The sequence below is a fragment of the Kordia sp. genome, from assembly GCF_022447245.1.
Lineage (GTDB): Bacteria > Bacteroidota > Bacteroidia > Flavobacteriales > Flavobacteriaceae > Kordia.
This window is the reverse complement of sequence record NZ_JAKVBC010000033.1, coordinates 42,013-60,287: the sequence shown is the minus strand read 5'-3', so window position 1 is coordinate 60,287 and position 18,275 is coordinate 42,013. Positions and strand designations below refer to the sequence as shown.

Annotated in this window: 16 protein-coding genes and 1 pseudogene; 15 read left to right on the top strand and 2 right to left on the bottom strand. The window is 33.0% G+C overall.

All coding sequences use genetic code 11. The annotated features are described in order from the left end of the window. Positions 1 to 549: 549 nt before the first annotated feature. From thrS to MK119_RS19015, 8 genes and pseudogenes are all read left to right on the top strand, one after another. Positions 550 to 2,493: pseudogene (gene thrS / locus MK119_RS19050) on the top strand (threonine--tRNA ligase). Positions 2,494 to 2,552: 59 nt separating this feature from the next. Then, the gene (gene infC, locus MK119_RS19045; RefSeq protein WP_290682208.1) at positions 2,553 to 3,065 is read left to right on the top strand and encodes a translation initiation factor IF-3; all 513 of its coding nucleotides are present in this window, start codon (positions 2,553 to 2,555) and stop codon (positions 3,063 to 3,065) included. Between the two features lie 82 nt (positions 3,066 to 3,147). Further along, positions 3,148 to 3,345, top strand: a complete 198-nt coding sequence (rpmI, locus tag MK119_RS19040; RefSeq protein WP_290682196.1) for a 50S ribosomal protein L35 — start codon at positions 3,148 to 3,150, stop codon at positions 3,343 to 3,345. A 121-nt stretch (positions 3,346 to 3,466) separates the two neighbouring features. Next, a complete protein-coding gene (gene rplT / locus MK119_RS19035) occupies positions 3,467 to 3,811 on the top strand; it encodes a 50S ribosomal protein L20 (RefSeq protein ID WP_046744546.1) in 345 nt (114 codons plus the stop codon). A 351-nt stretch (positions 3,812 to 4,162) separates the two neighbouring features. Then, the gene (locus tag MK119_RS19030) at positions 4,163 to 4,438 is read left to right on the top strand and encodes a hypothetical protein (RefSeq protein WP_290682189.1); all 276 of its coding nucleotides are present in this window, start codon (positions 4,163 to 4,165) and stop codon (positions 4,436 to 4,438) included. 695 nt (positions 4,439 to 5,133) lie between these two features. Further along, positions 5,134 to 5,301, top strand: coding sequence for a hypothetical protein (locus MK119_RS19025; RefSeq protein ID WP_290682186.1), 168 nt, complete (start codon positions 5,134 to 5,136; stop codon positions 5,299 to 5,301). 406 nt (positions 5,302 to 5,707) lie between these two features. Then, entirely contained in the window at positions 5,708 to 5,851 is a 144-nt protein-coding gene (locus MK119_RS19020) for a hypothetical protein (RefSeq protein WP_290682183.1), read from the top strand. Between the two features lie 524 nt (positions 5,852 to 6,375). After that, the gene (locus MK119_RS19015) at positions 6,376 to 8,721 is read left to right on the top strand and encodes an ATP-binding protein (RefSeq protein ID WP_290682180.1); all 2,346 of its coding nucleotides are present in this window, start codon (positions 6,376 to 6,378) and stop codon (positions 8,719 to 8,721) included. Between the two features lie 43 nt (positions 8,722 to 8,764). On the opposite strand, the gene MK119_RS19010 is transcribed toward MK119_RS19015, so the two are convergent. Continuing rightward, positions 8,765 to 9,004, bottom strand: coding sequence for a hypothetical protein (locus MK119_RS19010; RefSeq protein WP_290682177.1), 240 nt, complete (start codon positions 9,002 to 9,004; stop codon positions 8,765 to 8,767). An 873-nt stretch (positions 9,005 to 9,877) separates the two neighbouring features. After that, a complete protein-coding gene (locus MK119_RS19005; RefSeq protein WP_290682174.1) occupies positions 9,878 to 11,149 on the bottom strand; it encodes an asparagine synthetase B in 1,272 nt (423 codons plus the stop codon). 319 nt (positions 11,150 to 11,468) lie between these two features. Here MK119_RS19005 and MK119_RS19000 point away from each other — a divergent pair, with 319 nt between their 5' ends. From MK119_RS19000 to MK119_RS18970, 7 genes are read left to right on the top strand one after another with little or no spacing between them, the layout of a single operon-like run. Further along, complete coding sequence (locus MK119_RS19000) at positions 11,469 to 12,530, top strand: hypothetical protein (protein ID WP_290682171.1); 1,062 nt, start codon at positions 11,469 to 11,471, stop codon at positions 12,528 to 12,530. Positions 12,531 to 12,532: 2 nt separating this feature from the next. Beyond that, on the top strand, positions 12,533 to 13,075 hold the full coding sequence (locus MK119_RS18995; RefSeq protein WP_290682168.1) for a hypothetical protein: 543 nt from the start codon (positions 12,533 to 12,535) through the stop codon (positions 13,073 to 13,075). A gap of 16 nt (positions 13,076 to 13,091) precedes the next feature. Continuing rightward, positions 13,092 to 14,903, top strand: coding sequence for an OmpA family protein (locus tag MK119_RS18990; RefSeq protein ID WP_290682165.1), 1,812 nt, complete (start codon positions 13,092 to 13,094; stop codon positions 14,901 to 14,903). A gap of 6 nt (positions 14,904 to 14,909) precedes the next feature. Then, entirely contained in the window at positions 14,910 to 15,434 is a 525-nt protein-coding gene (locus tag MK119_RS18985; protein ID WP_290682162.1) for a hypothetical protein, read from the top strand. Between the two features lie 20 nt (positions 15,435 to 15,454). Next, positions 15,455 to 16,366, top strand: coding sequence for a hypothetical protein (locus MK119_RS18980; protein ID WP_290682159.1), 912 nt, complete (start codon positions 15,455 to 15,457; stop codon positions 16,364 to 16,366). A 6-nt stretch (positions 16,367 to 16,372) separates the two neighbouring features. Next, the gene (locus MK119_RS18975) at positions 16,373 to 16,867 is read left to right on the top strand and encodes a hypothetical protein (protein ID WP_290682156.1); all 495 of its coding nucleotides are present in this window, start codon (positions 16,373 to 16,375) and stop codon (positions 16,865 to 16,867) included. A gap of 2 nt (positions 16,868 to 16,869) precedes the next feature. Then, positions 16,870 to 18,273 (top strand): hypothetical protein, encoded by a 1,404-nt coding sequence (locus MK119_RS18970; RefSeq protein WP_290682153.1) that lies wholly within the window; start codon positions 16,870 to 16,872, stop codon positions 18,271 to 18,273. Positions 18,274 to 18,275 lie beyond the last annotated feature (2 nt).

The following is an 18,275-nucleotide window of genomic DNA, read 5'->3' as shown; positions in this document are numbered from 1 at the left end:
AAACGTGACCAGTTGCTTTTTTGCTAATTAAAAAAGCAAAGGGAAACCGAAAGATGGAAAATAGGGTGTTAGGGATTTGCTTGAAAGTTTTATTAAAATATCTCTTCCATAAAGTATTTTGATTTATCTTATCATTGCTTAACATATACAAGCTTATGGTACTATACATTTTTTATCATACTTCATTTTGCATATAAATCTTACAAAATGAAGAAAAAAAGTATTAAGAGTTTAAAACTTAAAAAAATTGCAATCTCAAAATTAGGGGAAGAAAATACTAAAGGAAGAAGACACGATGATCCCTTTAAAACCTTCTGATAAAAATGAACCTCTTACGCTTCATGTTGAAGGCATGTGCTCATACAGAGTATGCTATTTGGATGATTGTCAATAAACATCGTTTTCTTGTAATATAAAGAAAAAGGGCAGCTTTTAATTAATTAAAGTAGGAAGAGAATATCTTTCGACTATTTTTTTGATATTATACTAATATATATTGTGCAGGTTTTAGGTTCGTATTATCTTTGCATGCATAATATTTATTTTTGTATGATAAAAATTACATTGCCTGACGGCTCAGTTAGAGAATTTGATTCGAGTGTGACTCCAATGGATGTCGCTAAGAATATTAGTGAAGGTTTTGCAAGAAACGTGATTTCTGCAAAATTTAATGGTACAACCGTAGAAACCACTACTCCACTTACGGAAGATGGAACCCTAGTTTTATATACCTGGAAAGATGATGAAGGGAAGAAAGCTTTTTGGCATTCTTCTGCTCATATTTTAGCTCAAGCGATTCTGGAATTGTACCCAGATGCTAAGTTATGGGTAGGTCCAGCTATTGATAGAGGGTTTTATTATGATGTGGATATGGGTGATAACGTGATTACCGATAAAGACTTTAAGACTATTGAAACCAAAATGCTAGAAATTGCTAGAGGAAAGCATGATTTCAAAATGCGCTCTTCAACAAAAGAGGAAGCTTTAGCATATTATAAAGGTAGAAATGAGTATAAGGTTGACCTTGTTGAAGGTTTAGAAGATGGCACGATTACTTTTTGTGATCATGACACATTTACTGATTTATGCCGTGGTGGTCATATTCCAAATACTGGTATTGTAAAAGCCGTAAAAGTAATGAGTGTTGCAGGTGCTTATTATAAGGGTGATGAAAATAATAAACAGTTAACTCGTATTTATGGAGTTTCTTTCCCGAAACAAAAAGAGTTAAAGGAATATTTAGAGTTATTAGAAGAAGCCAAGAAGCGTGATCATAGAAAACTCGGAAAAGAACTAGAGTTATTTACTTTTTCACAGAAAGTTGGTCAAGGTTTGGGTTTATGGTTACCTAAAGGAGCTGCATTACGCTCGGAGTTAGAAAACTTCTTAAAGAAAGCTCAAAAGAAGGCTGGTTATGAAATGGTTATTTCTCCACACATTGGACAGAAAGAATTATATGTAACTTCTGGGCATTATGCTAAGTATGGAGAAGATAGTTTTCAAGCCATCAATACTCCAAAAGAAGATGAAGAGTTTTTACTGAAACCTATGAACTGTCCGCATCACTGTGAAATATACAATCACAAACCATATATCTATAAAGATCTACCGAAACGTTATGCAGAATTCGGAACTGTATATCGTTATGAGCAAAGTGGAGAATTACATGGACTGACACGTGTACGAGGATTTACGCAAGATGATGCGCATATTTTTTGCACGCCAGATCAACTTGATCAGGAGTTTAAGAATGTAATTGACTTGGTAATGTATGTTTTCGGGTCCTTAGGATTTGACAATTTTACAGCACAAGTTTCATTGCGCGATCCTGAAAAGCCTGAAAAATATATCGGATCTGACGAAAATTGGTACAAGGCCGAAGCTGCTATCATTAATGCTGCTAAAGAAAAAGAACTAAATTATGTTGTTGAATATGGAGAAGCTGCCTTTTATGGACCAAAGTTAGACTTTATGGTAAAAGATGCTCTTGGACGTAGTTGGCAATTAGGAACTATTCAAGTGGATTATAATTTACCTGAACGTTTCGATCTTACTTATAAAGGTAGTGATAACGAACTACACAGACCTGTAATGATTCACCGAGCGCCATTTGGAAGTTTGGAGCGATTTATCGCAATTTTGCTAGAACATACAGGTGGAAATTTCCCATTATGGCTCATGACTGAACAAGCAATTCTGTTGCCTGTGAGTTAAAAATATGAAAATTACGGGAAAAAATTTTTAACTTTGTTAGAAAATAACGAAATTCGCGCCCAAATTGACAATCGAAACGAGACTGTCGGTAAAAAGATTCGTGAAGCAGAAATGAGCAAAGTTCCTTTTATGTTAATCATTGGAGAACAGGAGGAAAAAGATGGCACAGTTTCTGTACGAAGACATGGAGAAGGCGATATCGGTACGTTAACTATGGAAGCATTTGCTGAATTAGTTAAGGAAGAAGTAAAGAATAGCCTGAAACCATTTAATGTTTAACTTAAAATTTTAGAACCATAGCAATACGAAGAAAAAGAAGTAGAGCTCCTAGACGAGAAATCAAGGAAGATCCACACAGAATTAACAGAAAAATTAATGCTCCTGAAGTACGACTTGTAGGAGATAATGTTGAAGTTGGCGTTTATCCAACAAGGAAAGCACTAGCCATAGCTGCCGAACAAGAATTAGACTTAGTTGAAATTTCACCTAAAGCTAATCCTCCTGTTTGTAAGATTATGGATTATAAGAAGTTCCTTTATGAACAAAAAAAACGTGAGAAATCATTAAAAGCCAAAGCATCAAAGGTTACTGTTAAGGAAATTCGTTTTGGTCCTCAAACTGATGAACATGATTACGAATTTAAAAAGAAACATGCTGTAAAGTTCCTAAAAGATGGAGCTAAGCTAAAAGCGTATGTATTCTTTAAAGGACGTTCTATCATCTATAAAGATCAAGGGCAAATTTTATTACTGAAATTAGCTCAAGAACTTGAAGAATACGGAAAGGTAGAGCAAATGCCAAAGTTAGAAGGAAAGCGAATGATTATGTTCATCGCACCAAAAAAGAAATAATGTTTCAACTTCGCTCAACATAATTTATGTTTGTAGAGTTGAATTGAAGAATAAGCGAAGTATTTTTAAATAATTAGGAATTATGCCTAAAATGAAAACAAAATCCAGCGCTAAGAAGCGTTTTAAGCTTACAGGTTCTGGTAAAATTAAAAGAAAGCACGCCTTTAAAAGTCACATCTTAACAAAGAAGTCTAAGAAGCGTAAGCTAAAATTAACGCACAGTACATTAGTACACGACAGTGACGTTAATAGTATTAAAGAACAATTACGTTTAAAGTAATCCGTTCTTTCGGTTAAAACAATTTATAAACCCTGGAGTTAGGCCAATATAAAGAATTCATAATTCAGAAGTTAAAATTTAGAATTTTTGAATCGCCTACTACAAAAAATCATTTAAAAATATGCCAAGATCAGTAAACGCGGTTGCTCGTAGAGCCCGAAGAAAAAAGGTATTAAAACAAGCCAAAGGTTACTTTGGAAGACGTAAAAACGTTTGGACAGTTGCTAAGAATGCGGTTGACAAAGCTATGAGTTACTCATACAGAGACCGTAGAAATAAGAAAAGAACATTCCGTGCATTATGGATTACCCGTATCAATGCAGGTGCTCGTTTGAATGGAATGTCTTATTCTCAGTTTATGGGGAAAGTAAAAGCTAATAACATCGAATTAAACCGTAAGGTTTTAGCTGATTTAGCTATGAATCATCCAGAAGCTTTCAAAGCAATCGTTGATAAAGTAAAATAAATCGTCAAACAATATATATTTCGCTTAGAAACCGATACTTTTTAGTGTCGGTTTTTTTATACGGTTACTTCACTGTCAACAATAATATTCATTTTATACTAAGTAGACTCCTTTCCTATTATAAGTAACAATACAATCACTTTGAAAATAGTCGAACTAAATTTTTAGTTTAAACTAATTTTTTACATGATGAATAAACTCAATTTTTCACCGCTCCTCTTCTTACTAATAAGTGTTGTTACTAAAGCCCAAGAAATAAAGAATGACCAAAGTTATTAGCTGCTTTTGGAGCTCAAAATTCTTTGCAACTAGAAACCTCTCGAGAATTATTTAATTCATTACTGAAGCTTGATGCTGTATCTAAAAAAAGATCGTTATATAGCATTACGTAAATTGAGTGTTCAAGATTGGAAGTTTTATAATGATTATTATTTGGCAAAGAAAAGACTTGCGGAAGCCATACATATTGGAGACTATATTTCTGAAAGCTATGTTGTTATTAATAGAATTGAAAATGAAAGAGAAAATTACACAAAAGCTTTAGTGGCTGCAGAAAAAACGCCTGAACATGTAACTTCTTCTGCTGATAGTATATATGCAACATACCTATATAGTAAACCATTCTAAAAGAAGCTACTAGCGTATCACTCCAAGGAAAATCTTCTGACGTATCCAAACTACAAAAAGCTGCTACTCTTTTACAAAAGATATTGCAAAAAAATCAAACACATGTAAACGCCACTGAAGTTTTATTAGGTGTTTTGCTCTTATTGAAAGATGGAAAGTTAGCTTTAAAAAATTGGTAGGCCTATTACCGCTTCACAGATGCAAATGCTGCGTTTTCGTATTTAAAACAATCAGCGAAAAATCTGTCGCAAGAATTCCCCATCAAGAACTACTATTACAAATGACTTTCAGCGCACAAAAGAGATTATTATGGCATTAAGTAATTCTAGATTTCATAAGTATACCAAATTAATTGCACTAACTGAAAATATAAATCTTCAATCCAAAATTAAGGCTTATACAAAAATTCAGGATCTTATACATTACACGAACTATCTACAAGAATTAAAAGAAAATACCAATGAATATTATCGCTTATCTGTCATAGAAAAAGTGAGGAAAAAATCACTCAAAATAAAGAAACGTATTTGAATAACTTCACATCGATGAATGAAAACTTAATGAAAGTTATGTCTATTTTCGAAAAGAATAATAGAGAATACAACTTTAAAGAATTTCGAAGAAAGCTCAGAACTCATTTTGGAACTTTATAAATTATTGCTTCTACTAGTAGTTCTATTACACTTGGTTTGGTCATGGGACATATTGTAAATGAGCGTAAGGAAACCATAAAACTGTATAATCATGAAAATGATTTTACTTTTACAGAAGTAGATATGATGATCTCAAATGGTTATCCTAGTTGGTTTTGGGAATATCACGGCGCAGGCGGATTTGCGGTTGAAGATTTTTTTTATGTGTAAAACAACTTTTTAAATCACTACCTATCAATGCTTGGCAAAGAGTTACGGATCCTATAAAAAGACCAAAGATTGAAAAAGAAATCACTGAAAAATTATTCAGCAATAGCTCGGATGAAAAAACCATTTTCTCTGGCTTATCACAAAAATTAGAATTGGATGCTTTAGATGGTTTATATAATGAGTTAAAAACCCAAGGCTATCTAAGCGTACAATTACAATTAAAATCCATCGAACACTGTGAAGCTTACAGAAACAGAGCCACTATGTTTGCACATGAAGGAAGACATTCGTTAGATAGAAAAGTTCTCTAAGATGAATATAAAATTTAGGCGCTACCATTATTGAATACCAAAGACGTTTATGACAAATAGTTTTTAGTCACAAATCACGATTAGAACTTGCCAACATGATAGATGGTGTAAACACATCACCAACAGGTTTATCTAATAAAATGATTAGTGATGTTGCCAAAGAATGGATTCTAAAAATCATGGTGAAATTAAAAATTACGATGCAACACAAACACCAATTTCACAACTCTACAAATTGACGAATGCCCAGATTATTGCGTGTTACAAAGCCGTTGATCCTTTATATATAGATTCAAAAAAATAACCTTTCATTTTGTTCATCAAAGCACAAATTTGTTGTTATAATCACTCATTAATTTGAAAATAAAAAAAATGCATAATTCCCTAAAAATTGCACAAAATCTCTAAGATTAGCTAAAGATTTTTCTTTAATTTAATTGAATATTTCTATGTAAATCACTAAAAAGTTAAAATAATATTCAATTTAACTCTTAAAAATTTGATTTTTTTTCAATTTATTATATTTTTAGGTCAAATTCTCCTATGTATAGCTTATGACTAATATTCTATCGAATACACTGGTTGATAATGTAGCTATTGTATTGCAAAGACATCAACATGCTACCACTGCCATAATATTCTCAAATTGAGAATTATTTGGACATAACATTGGAAAAATCGTCTGGTTTACGGCATTAATTGCTACTTGGGGATTATCTGCTTTAGGGTTTTACAAAATATATAAGTCAAGTAAGATTTAGAAATGTCCTATCTTAATAAATTTTTAAAACGCAACCTACAAAAAGCGTCCAAAAATAAGAACGCATCTCTTAGCGCTACGATTTCAGCTTTTTTAGAAGATTTAAAAACGAAACTTTACAAATATTATGTTCATTATGAATTGAGTTCTAAACTTAAGGTATTTGACAATATGTTTGAAGAGGAACGTATTGCAAACTTCCCTAATTTATATTTAGAAATTGAAGATTTTTTATCGTTACAACCCGATACAAAATTCAACAAAACAGCTTTTAGACAAAAAATAATAAAAAAATATTCTTTATTTACGAAAGAAGATGAAATACATGTACTGTTTATTGAGGACGATCATACACAAAAAGTAATTTTATCTGAACTATTTTTAAGAGATGTATTGCTAAAATCAAAAGATTTACTTGGAAGTTTTGATCACAGTTTTTTGGTAAAAGCTGAAGATTTACTTGTCAATTCGCCATTGAAATTTGAAACAATTACACAGCAAAAAGCTGCTTCCATTTCAAAAGATCTATTTGAATATTCGAATCTAATTCAAAAGGAAATTCAAGAAAGTCTTGGCTCCAATGCCATGTTGAGCATATACAATAGTGCGTACAACAAACACTTTAACAATTACTATTTACTACAAAATTTCACCATTATCGTAAATTTAGTCCCTGAACAATTATTAGTTGCCGAAAACTTAAATCTTCCAAGTAAAGGACAATTACATCGTTTGTTAAAGTCGCAAATTTCAAGTCTGGAAGATATCAATGTTAAACTAAGCAAAGAGATTTTTCAAAAGTCTCAAATCCAAAAAGAACTGGAAGAAAACGAAAAATTATATTCTGCAGTAATTCATAATTCCTTAGATGCCAATATCATTTTTAATATTGATGGAATTATCATTCGATCCAATAAAAAAGCAGCAAAATTTATCAATGCTCGTGAAAATCAAATCAATTTTTTCAAGCTTTTACCAGAAGATTTGTCTAAAAAATTAAAAACCGTAATCGATAAATTTTCTTTAGATACATCAAAAGGATTAGAACAAGAATTTTTTGAGTTTGAGTTGTATGAAAATGAAGAAATTATCTATTACAACTTAAAAATCAACCCAATCTATATCAATAGTAAAACATTATTTTTCTGTGTAATTCGTGATATTTCTACAGAAATTCGAAATATGATTCGTATTGAAGAAGCACGTATCATTGCTGAAAAATCTGCCAAAGCAAAGACCACGTTTTTATCAAATATGAGTCATGAAATTCGAACACCATTGAATGTGATTCTTGGTTTGTCAGAATTGTTTAATCGAAAAGACTTTACTGGAAACGAAAAAGAGTATGAAAATATTGAGGCCATTCGTTTTTCTACAGAAAACTTACTGATGATTGTCAATGATATTCTTGATTTCTCTAAGATTGAAGCTGGAAAACTGAATGTACAAAAAGTAGATTTTAATTTTACAGAACTCATTTCCAACCTGCACAAAGGATTTAAAATTAAAGCTGAAGAAAAAGGACTCGATTTTACGATGAATATTACCAACACGATTCCTAAATATATTGTGGGTGATCAATATCGATTGAGTCAAATATTGAACAATTTGATAGGAAACGCCATCAAGTTCACCAAAAAAGGGTTTATCAATATCAACATTACTGCGAAAGAACTCAAAGACAAAACCATTCAATTGTATTTTACTATTGAAGATTCTGGTTATGGTATTCCTAAGGAAAATCTGAATAGTATTTTTGAAAGCTTTTATCAGTCAAATCACAGTGAAAAGAAGCCAGAAGGTACTGGTTTAGGATTAAGTATTACCAAAGAACTTGTATCGCTTTTAGACGGAAATTTAACAGTAAAAAGTGAACAAAATGTTGGAACAGCTTTCCATTTTGATTTAAACTATACCATTAGTGATTTAAGTGATGTCGAATTACAAAACACACAAGATGTCAATCATAATTTACGACACAAGCGAATTTTAGTAGCAGAAGACAATAAACTGAACCAACTCTTTATAAAACAATTGCTCAAAAAATGGGAAGCAAAAACTACGATTGTAGAAAATGGTCAAGAAGCAGTTGAAGTTGTAAAAATGCAAGATTTTGATTTGATTTTGATGGACATCCAAATGCCTGTCTTAGATGGTTTGGAAGCTACTGCTGCAATTCGCGCATTAGAAAAAGAGAAAAAAAATATTCCAATTGTTGCATGTTCTGCGGATGTATTTCCAGAGTCAAGACAAAAAGCGGAAGAAGCTGGTGTAAATTATTACATCACAAAACCCATCAATGCAAAATCGATTAATGAAATTTTATATTTACTAACAACGAGTAATTAAGTGCAAAAGCAAGCCATACAACTCGCTTTTGCAAAACAATATTTTATACACAATCTCTACACGTTGGTAATTCTGTTTGTGTAATACAATCTATGAAAATGCTTTCGCCACATGTTTTGTAAGCTTGTGTTTCAAAACAAATATTAATACCGTTTACATCCAGTGTTAATATACATGGTTTTGCCAAAGATTCAACATTATTTCCACCGCGTTGTTGCAATGCATCTAACTTTGAAATTGTTTTCTTATTGAGTCTAAATTTTGTGAGCTTGTCTTTTTCCATAATAAAAGTTTTAAAATTAATAATACAGCTAAACAAGCCATAAATAGGGAGTTTTCAAACTTATAGTATCCTAAATTAAACGATTTATGTTAGCTATTTAGAGTAAAACTATCAAAAAAACAAAGCAGTAAAAAAGCGAACCAAAGTTCGCTTATAGTTAATCGTAAATACTTCCAATTCGTTCTACTCCACCAGTGATTATTTCTGGATTTTCTACTTTAAATTTTTCAAACTTTTCAAGCATTGTAATTTCTTTTTAAGGTTCACAATACTATAAAGTTATCTAAGAAAATTCGCAATCAAAACTACAATCACCGTAAATTGGATAATTTATGCTTACAAAAAAGGGTTGTATAACTACAGGTTTTTATGAAATACGTAATTGTATCCTAAAACTACTGCATAACTCTTTTGTAATTTGTCATGTAATCAAAAGAGAAATAGAATAGAATAGAATGTTTTCTTTTTTGAAAAGGAGAAAACTGAAAATCCTCAAAACAGAGTAAGTAGTAATTTTTAAAAAAATGAAATCATGGCATAAACTAATTATTTTAATGCAGTAAATCATTGAGGGATATCTTTATCAGTAACTGTAAATGTAAACCCAATCACAATTGCTAACGATGGCGGGCAATCACCTTGACATACTTTTCAATCTGGTGAAAATATCACCGATACTATTAACGGAACGTTCGTAAAACTTAGCTTACCTAGTGGTGTAAGTTCTTGATCAACTTTAGTTTTTACAGATTTAGGAGTTATAAATGTCTTTCCTTCTGCTGCAATCAAGGTACTGTTCCTTACTAAACCAAACAATCTATTCAAAAGCAAAAAATTCAACTGGGTTCAGTTGGATTATATTTGTATCGACAATCAAGTTTTCTGTTTTTTCTTTTTCGCTGCTGGAAACAAGATATTATTCAAAATAAGTCTATATCCTGGCGAGTTCGGATGTAATTCTAATTCCGTTTTCGGATCTCCTACTCTATGCTGATAATCTTCCGGATCGTGTCCGCCATAAAATGTAAAAAATCCTTTTCCTTTAATTCCATGAATATAGCGACCTTCTCCATTGGTTCTGTTTTCTCCTAAAATTAACACAGATGGTTTAATTTGAGAACGATCAAAACTTGTTGTTTGTCCCATAAATCCTTTGACCAAAGCTGTATGATTTTGACACAACATGGTAGGTATTGGATCCCATTTTGCTGAAAAATCCATCAACGTAAAATAATCTGCATCTTTTACAATACGTCTTTTAGAAGTCATATCGATCGAAGAAAACTCATATTTTGTAGGACTTCGCTCCAACTCAAAATCTGTGAAAGCAAAAGTCTTACTGTAATCAATCTTGTTTTGATAATTTCTATCAGACACATCACCATCAAACATCGGCTCACAAATATCAACGCCTTCCGCAGCTAATGCAATATCAAAACTATCTGTGGCACTACACATCGCAAACATAAATCCACCTCCAATTACATAATCGCGAATCTTTAAAGCAACATCGCGTTTTTCTTCTGAAACCTTTGAATATCCTAGCTTCTTTGCCAACGCTTCGGCTTCTTTCTTTTCACGAATATACCACGGTGCAGAACGGTAAATCCCATAAAACTTTCCATATTGTCCAGTAAAATCTTCATGATGCAAGTGCAACCAATCGTACTTTATCAAATCATCTGCCAATACTTCCTCATCATACACAACATCATACGGAATTTCTGCATAGGTCAAAACCATGGTTACAGCATCATCCCAAGGAACATTTCCTTTTGGAGAATATACTGCAACTTTAGGTGCTTTTTCTAAAATAACTGCTTCCTGATTCTTGCTCGGGCTTGCTATTTCTTCTAAAATAGTATTCGTTTTTGCATCTGATAAAACCTCATAAGAAACACCTCGAATTTTACATTCTTTCTCTAACGCATCAACGGCAGGTAACAAAAAAGAACCACCACGATAATTCAGCAACCATTTTACCTTGATCTTTTTTTCAAGTGACCAATAGGTAATTCCATACGCTTTTAAATGATCTTTTTGAGATGCTGCATCCATCGGAATCAGAATATATGAAGCATAACTACTCACTGAAAACAGTAGTAATAATATGAATGTGAAGCTGTTTTTGATTTTCAATTGCATGATATTTATACTACGGAAAGATACGCAAAAATTATACCCTTATAAAGTTTTTATCATTTCTGTAACAATTTCTACTAAAATTTAATGTTCGCTTCTCTTTTCTTAAAGAAAAACACACTATTTAAAATTCAATAAATCACTAGAAATATGCGTATTACAATTTTACAAATAGTTAAAAAGAGCCTATAAACATTGGTCTCACATGTATTCACCCTATAAAAAAAGGGGAAAACACTGAATCAAAAAGCATCAAAACACTCGCCGCTAAAAATTCGTACAGAAGTAGTTTTACAACACTAATTTTTAACTACAACTCTTTATGGAAAATACCGTAATTATTAACTCTATAGGAAATGCAACGCCAGGAGCTTCAAAAGTATTATCGGAAGCTTTAAAAGTTCCACAAGATTACATCTTAAAATTATTGTACAACGCACCTTCTATTTTATTTCAAAAAGTAGACAAGGATACAGCGCAAAAAGCTGAAGATACACTTACCAAATTAGGTTTAGATGTCTCTGTTTGTACTAAAGATGACGAAATCAATTTAAAAACAGAATCTATTGATATTAGTGTGACTTTAGATAATATTCTACTATTACCAAAAGTCATAGAACAATTAGCTGTTTTCTTAGGATGTAAGCAATCGGAAGTTCTTAATTTATTATTGAACGAACCAAGTATTGTCCTTGGAAATGTATCTATAGCTACTGCAGAAGCATTACAAAAACGCACTGATGCCAATGTGCATTTTTCGAATCCACGAAAAGATGCATACACCATTTTAATTAGCAAAAAAGATGGCGATTCACAATTAAAAAACATTGAAAAAATTCTTAAAACCAAGGCTGTAGAAACAGAAACAGCTTATGTAATTGAAAATGTATCCTATGATCATTCGCAATTATTGTGGAGACAATACCAATCTGACAAAGGTGTAAAACTTCTTAATCAAAGTCATCAACTTGTTTCTATTCTATTGGAAGACTTTGACGTTGCAAACGAAGCACACACAAACTTCTTAATTGAAAAAGTAGGTATGCCAAAAGAAATTTTGGATGATATACATGCAGCGCTTCCAATTTCATTATTCGAAAATGTCAATAGAAATACCGCAATAGTAATTACCGATGAATGTGCTGCTATCGGATTGGTAACGACTATTGAAAAAGATTACAACTTTAAGAAAAAGTTACACATAGATGAAATAGAAGATGCTGAAAATGTATCTAAAATTCTAGCACAATTCATTGCTATAGAAAACCTTCCTAAAGCAAATGCAACAAGTTGGACAAGTAAGGAAGAAGTGCCTCCATTAATAGCAAGATACCTTCTAGCACAATTAGAACAAGTACAATGTAACCCTGAAATCATAAACTAGTTATGGAAACAAATATGCTACACTACCGAATTGCTGAACGTGGAAAAATGCATGCTTTAGACAAAAATTATAAAGAAGCATTACGCCATTATAAGGAAGCAATGAAAATGTCACAACAAGAAAAAGATAGTGAACTCTTTTTTCAACATTACAGTCAATGTGTAATGGAAACCTTAGAGCTTTCTGGAGCGCATGATCAAGTGATTGAATTCTGTGAAAACTATCGCTCTTTCTTAAAAGATAAAGAACAAAATGTACTTGTGAGAAAGCACAACGCTTTTGTAAGCGAACGTCAAGCAATTCAGCATGTATTAAGAGAAGAACAAGATGAAGCAAAAGTATTGCTTCAAGAGATCCAAAAAGATCTTGGAAGAGGTAAACAACCTATTACAGATGAACTTTTAGGTTGGTTGCAAAGAGGATACAAAGTCAATAGAGATCAATTGACAAGACTCCAAAAGAAACATAATTATTTTATTGTGAGAAAAGAATCTGTAAATCCCAAAATTGCCATGGATTTACCTGAGGGCGTTTCTCCATTCTAACTTTTAAAAACAGAAAATGGCAGACGTAAAAACATTTGATCAAGGATCAAAAATACTACAAAACGTTGACGTTAGTAGTATGGTTACCGCGCTGGCTTTAGGTATTGCTGAAGCACAGGAGCGGCTCGACACGAACTCGGTTTCGCAGCTAATTCGACTTTCCGAAAGTAAAGTAGCTGGGAAATCATTATTAGAACTAGGGTTTCAACCCGCATTTTATGCTTTTGATTATGCTGATATTTCAGCATCTATCAGCTTAAAAATGGCTGTTAAAGAAGAAGTGGAAGTAGATTTCAGTTTATCGGTTGACTACAAAAACAACACTACTTTTGACAAAGACTTCTTTAACCAATTAAAACAAAACAAAAGTAAATCTTTAAGCAAGTATTCTAAAACGCAAAAAGATATTGCCTTAAAAGCAAAGACTTCTGAAGATGTTAGCGTAAATGAAAAATCATTCAAAATTCACAAAGAAGAAGGCTCATATTCTAAAGTAGAAAAAGCAAAAGAGCAAATGCGTGATGAAGCAAATGAATTACGAGTAGAAAGTGTTATTGAAGATGAAAGAGTACTTGAAGAAAACTCTTCAACGGATGTATACATCGCAAAAGAAGAAGGATATGTAGTTGTAAAAGAACCTTATGTTCACACAGACACAGAAGGACTATTAAAAATGGATTCATCTTCATATCCTACAAGCAATCCGAAACCCGTAATTACACTCAAAACTGGGAAAACATTTGAAAAAGCAACAGATTTCGCCACTACGCTCACAAGTGCAAGATCGGTTAATGGTGGAACCGTTATCGGAATCAACGCAGATGGTATCCACAGATCTGGAGGAAAAAAAGTATACGAATTTTTCTTTGGTTGGGACAAATATGATATTGATTATGCATATTCTAACGGTGTTAAGTCAGATGCTGTAAATCAAGCAGATGTTACGGCATTAGCGATGCTTTTAAAGCGAGATTCATCATTAAATATTACAGTAAAAGGATATACAGACGGTAGCGGAAGTACGAGTGACAAAAATGCTAAATACAATGAAGCACTTGGACAAAAAAGAGCAGACTCATTCAGAAGCGAACTCAGTAAAATTGCTGGTGTTACATTTGATGACACTCGTGTAAAAACAGAAACTGAGGGCGAATCTTTAGCCAATGGAAGCTCTGCAAAAGATGCTACAATTCGTAAATTAACTGTAGTATTTCCTAGTGGCGCCGCAGATTACATCCAATTCAATGGAGGTGAAATCACTGTAAGTGGCGCTGATCCAAAAACTGTAGGCCCAAATTATTTTGTTTACGTAAAAGCAAATAATTCAAGTACAGCTTCAGGTTTAGATATCACATTCAAGTATGGTGGAAAAACGTATGTATTGCGTGATTCGCTTGCAAATCAACTATCATCTCTTGTAAATAGTAAAGGAAAATATCAGGAGTTATACATTGAAAAAGTAAACGAAACCTATTACCTCTTACATGAAGAAACCAAGATCAACTACTTTATTCACTCTAAAGAAAATAAGGAAGTTAATGTAAAGGTGAACAACGAAGCTTCTGCTGACATGAATAAAGAAACCACAAAAGTTTATGTAGGAGAAACACAAAACGAATTCTCAAAACTAAAACAATCTCAAAAAGATTTTAAAGGTGATCGTTCACTAGCTATCAGTGGTTCATTAGATGTTCGTTATGCACGTCAGTTCAACATGTCTGTAGAAGGAAATGCTTCAGTATCGGCACGTATGATTTCTGTACCGCCACCAACAGCACTGGAAAACTACATTCAGTCACTGACAAATACAAACACAAATTCAAATTAATAATTGATGAGTACAACGCCTAAAGTAATACAGCAAATTACCAACGCTCCGTTGCCAATGATGTTAGAGAAGCTCGGAATGTCCATTGCCAATGCGCAATCGGCTTTAGATGCTAATTCTATTCGTTTGGCTAATGAATTAGCTGCGGTAAAAGTGAACATAGGCGATGAAGAATACAGTTTATTAAGCCTTGGTTTTGCACCCACATTTTACGCTTTTACAGAAGCTTCTGTAGAAATGAAAATGGAATTTTCTATGGCTGAATCTGAAAGCTACGGAGGCGCATTAGGATTCAGCTATGGAAATAGCAGCAACTCCAACAGTAACTCCAACAGTAACTCAAGTTCAAACAATAGCAATAGTGAGTCTACCTCAACACAAATGTTTGGAGTTTCTGTATCAGCGCATTATTCACGGAAGTTTTCTTCATCCGCAGAAGGCTCCTCATCAATTGCAGCAAAGATAGTATCGTTGCCTGCACCTGATATATATCTTGAATTATTAAAAGGAACCATCAACAAAGAAGAGTAACAAATTAAAAATTATAACATATGTTTCATAAAAATCCAGAAATAGGGCAAGAATTACTAAATGTACCTATGGGACAAATGATCGAGAGCATGGCAACATCTATTGCCAATGCACAAATGGCCTTAGATTCCAACTCGATCGAAGTAGCAGAAATGATGGGAGGATTAAGTCCTGTCAAATCTACTATCAACGGAAGAGAGTTTATCAATTTCAAAGACAGTCGTGTATTTTTTGGAAAAGAAAAAGTACAAACTAGCGATGCTATTGATTTGTATAATTCAAATACAGATCAGGCATATAGATCAGCTATCATAGCAAAAATAAATCCTACAGATATTCAAGACGCATACGTTACGCCTGTAATAGATGTAAATAAAGATTTAACGACAGACGCAGCTACAGCAACCTATAAACCTGATGATCAAAATAATGCAGATGTTCATTATAGAAATGGGTCTAGTTGGTATAAGTATAATGCTTCAACAAAGGCCTACGAATCAGCTAGTGAACCAGCTAAAGTTCCTGGAAAAAAGATGAAAAATCCATCTGCAGAGGAAAAAACATTGTACTTACCACAGCGTTTATCCATGTTAGAACTTGGGTTCTCTCCCACTTTCTATCAGTTTGTGGATACAATCATCAAAGTATCTATTAGTATCAAGTTTACACGAGAAGGATCTTCTTCATACCAATACCAACGTAACTCAAAAAGTACGGATAGAAGCGCAAGCTTTAGCTGGAGAAGAGGTTTAAAAACCAATAAAACTGTGACAACTACACAAGTAAACGCTGGTTTCTCTCAAAAGTATAGCTATTCGGCTGAAGGATCTAGTTTATTACAAACAAAGTTAGTTCCGATTCCACCACCAGCAGCACTTGAAGAGCGTGTTCAACAACAAATGGCATTAGCTAGAGAAGAAGCTGAAAACTAGTAATCCATGGGTAGAATCACCAGAGAAATACAAAATGCACCCTTACCAGAGATGATAAAATCTCTGGGTATAGGGATTGCAGAAGCGCAAAGAGCTTTGGATAGAGTTTCTATGGATTTGGCAAAAGAACTTGTAAACACCAAAGTAGAAATGGGCGGTGAAGAATACAGTCTATTAGCCTTGGGGTTTACACCAACATTTTACCAATTTGTCGATACATTTTTTGAGTGTAAAATGTCTGTTTCTATGATGGAATCAAGAGAATTTGGAGCTTCAGTATCCGTTACTGGAGGATTCAATGTAGGATTTGCAGCTGTAAGCGCCACAGTTTCGGCTAGCTATTCACAAAAGTATCAATATTCCGCAGAAGCAAGTTCATTAGTCAGAACCAAATTAGTAACCGTTCCTAATCCTCCAGTTTTTGAACAACGCTTGCAAGCAATGATTCAAACTGAGTTAGACAGTAAAAGACCTTCAAATAATTCAAATACTAGTTCGTAAAGATGGCTAAACATTGGAAAAGCTTTGTTAAAAAGGAAAAAGCACCGAAGAAGGAAAACGCGGCTATAGACAATATAGCTTCGTTACTTTCTCCCGATGCTAAAAATTCAAACAAATCATTAGAAGATGCAGCCGAATTTAATTCGAGTCTAAAATCCTTGATTGAAGAGCAAAAACAGCTCGAAGATCAAATGGCAGAACTCACTGGTAAGAAGAAGAAATCAAACACAGATAGAAAGTATGAGAATGAAATAAAAACGATTGATGAGAAGAAGAAAGAGGAAGCTGCAGAAGAGGAAAAACGCAAAAAACGCAAAGAAAGTCATCGCAAAAAACACGACGACCGTTGGGAAGTAACTCCTTCTTTTACTAAAAAAAGAAAAGAGAGGGATATTTCAAGAATGCCGACAACTTCAAAAAAGAAGAAAAAGGCAAAACCCAATACTGATTTTATACAAAAGAAGAAAGCTGCAAAACCTGAAGTTCACATTCCGAATGTCAAACGTACGCCTGAAACAACAATCGTATCAAAGAAAAAGAAGCAAGCTACTACTATACTTGAGTTTACAAGAAAAGTTCAAAAAGGAGTACGCACTATGGACGATTTTACCAAGAAACCATCAACATCCGTAGCTAAGGTTTCTCCAAAATCACAAAAGAAACCAACCGTACAAAAGCCTTCAACATCAAAGCCAAAAACGCAAAAACCAAAAAGGCAAGAAAAAACACTTTTACAAAATGTAAATAAACGAAACGTTGTTGCGCCTATACAACAAAGAAAAAAAACTAATAAAACAGTTGCGAAAACTGCTAAGAAAGGAAAAGAACAACTCAATTCGTTTGTCAACAATCCGGCTCAGAAAAAGAAAGTACAAACAGTAAAATCTACTGTTAAAAAGGTTTCAAAAGCAATAGATACATTTGATACAGTGACCAAAAAGGTATCAAAAGTTACAGATACGTTTCACACAATTCGTAATAAAGGAAGTGAAGTACAAACTGGCATCAACAAAGTTGCCAGTGTTGTAAAATCTCCTGAATTGCAAACGTTCAGCAAAAAAGTTTCCCAAGGAATGGATATTGTCAATAAAACTGGAAAAAAACTAGACAAGGTAAATCAGTTATTCAATACTGCTAACAAACGTCTAGAAAAAACCAAATCAGTGCCCAATCTGTTTGAGAAAAAACTAAAAGCGGTTGATTTTATTAGCGGACAAGACTCAAATACAAAAAATGCTTTCGATTTTGATTTCATTCAAAAACAACAAACAAAAAAAGAAGAAACACAAAGCTTTACTGTTGCAGACAAAAAGTTAAATGTTGATTTCAATACAATCAAAAATATTAAAAAAGGTATTGATACATTAAAAAACGGGAAAAAGCAGAAAGATAGTTTCGCATTTTAAAA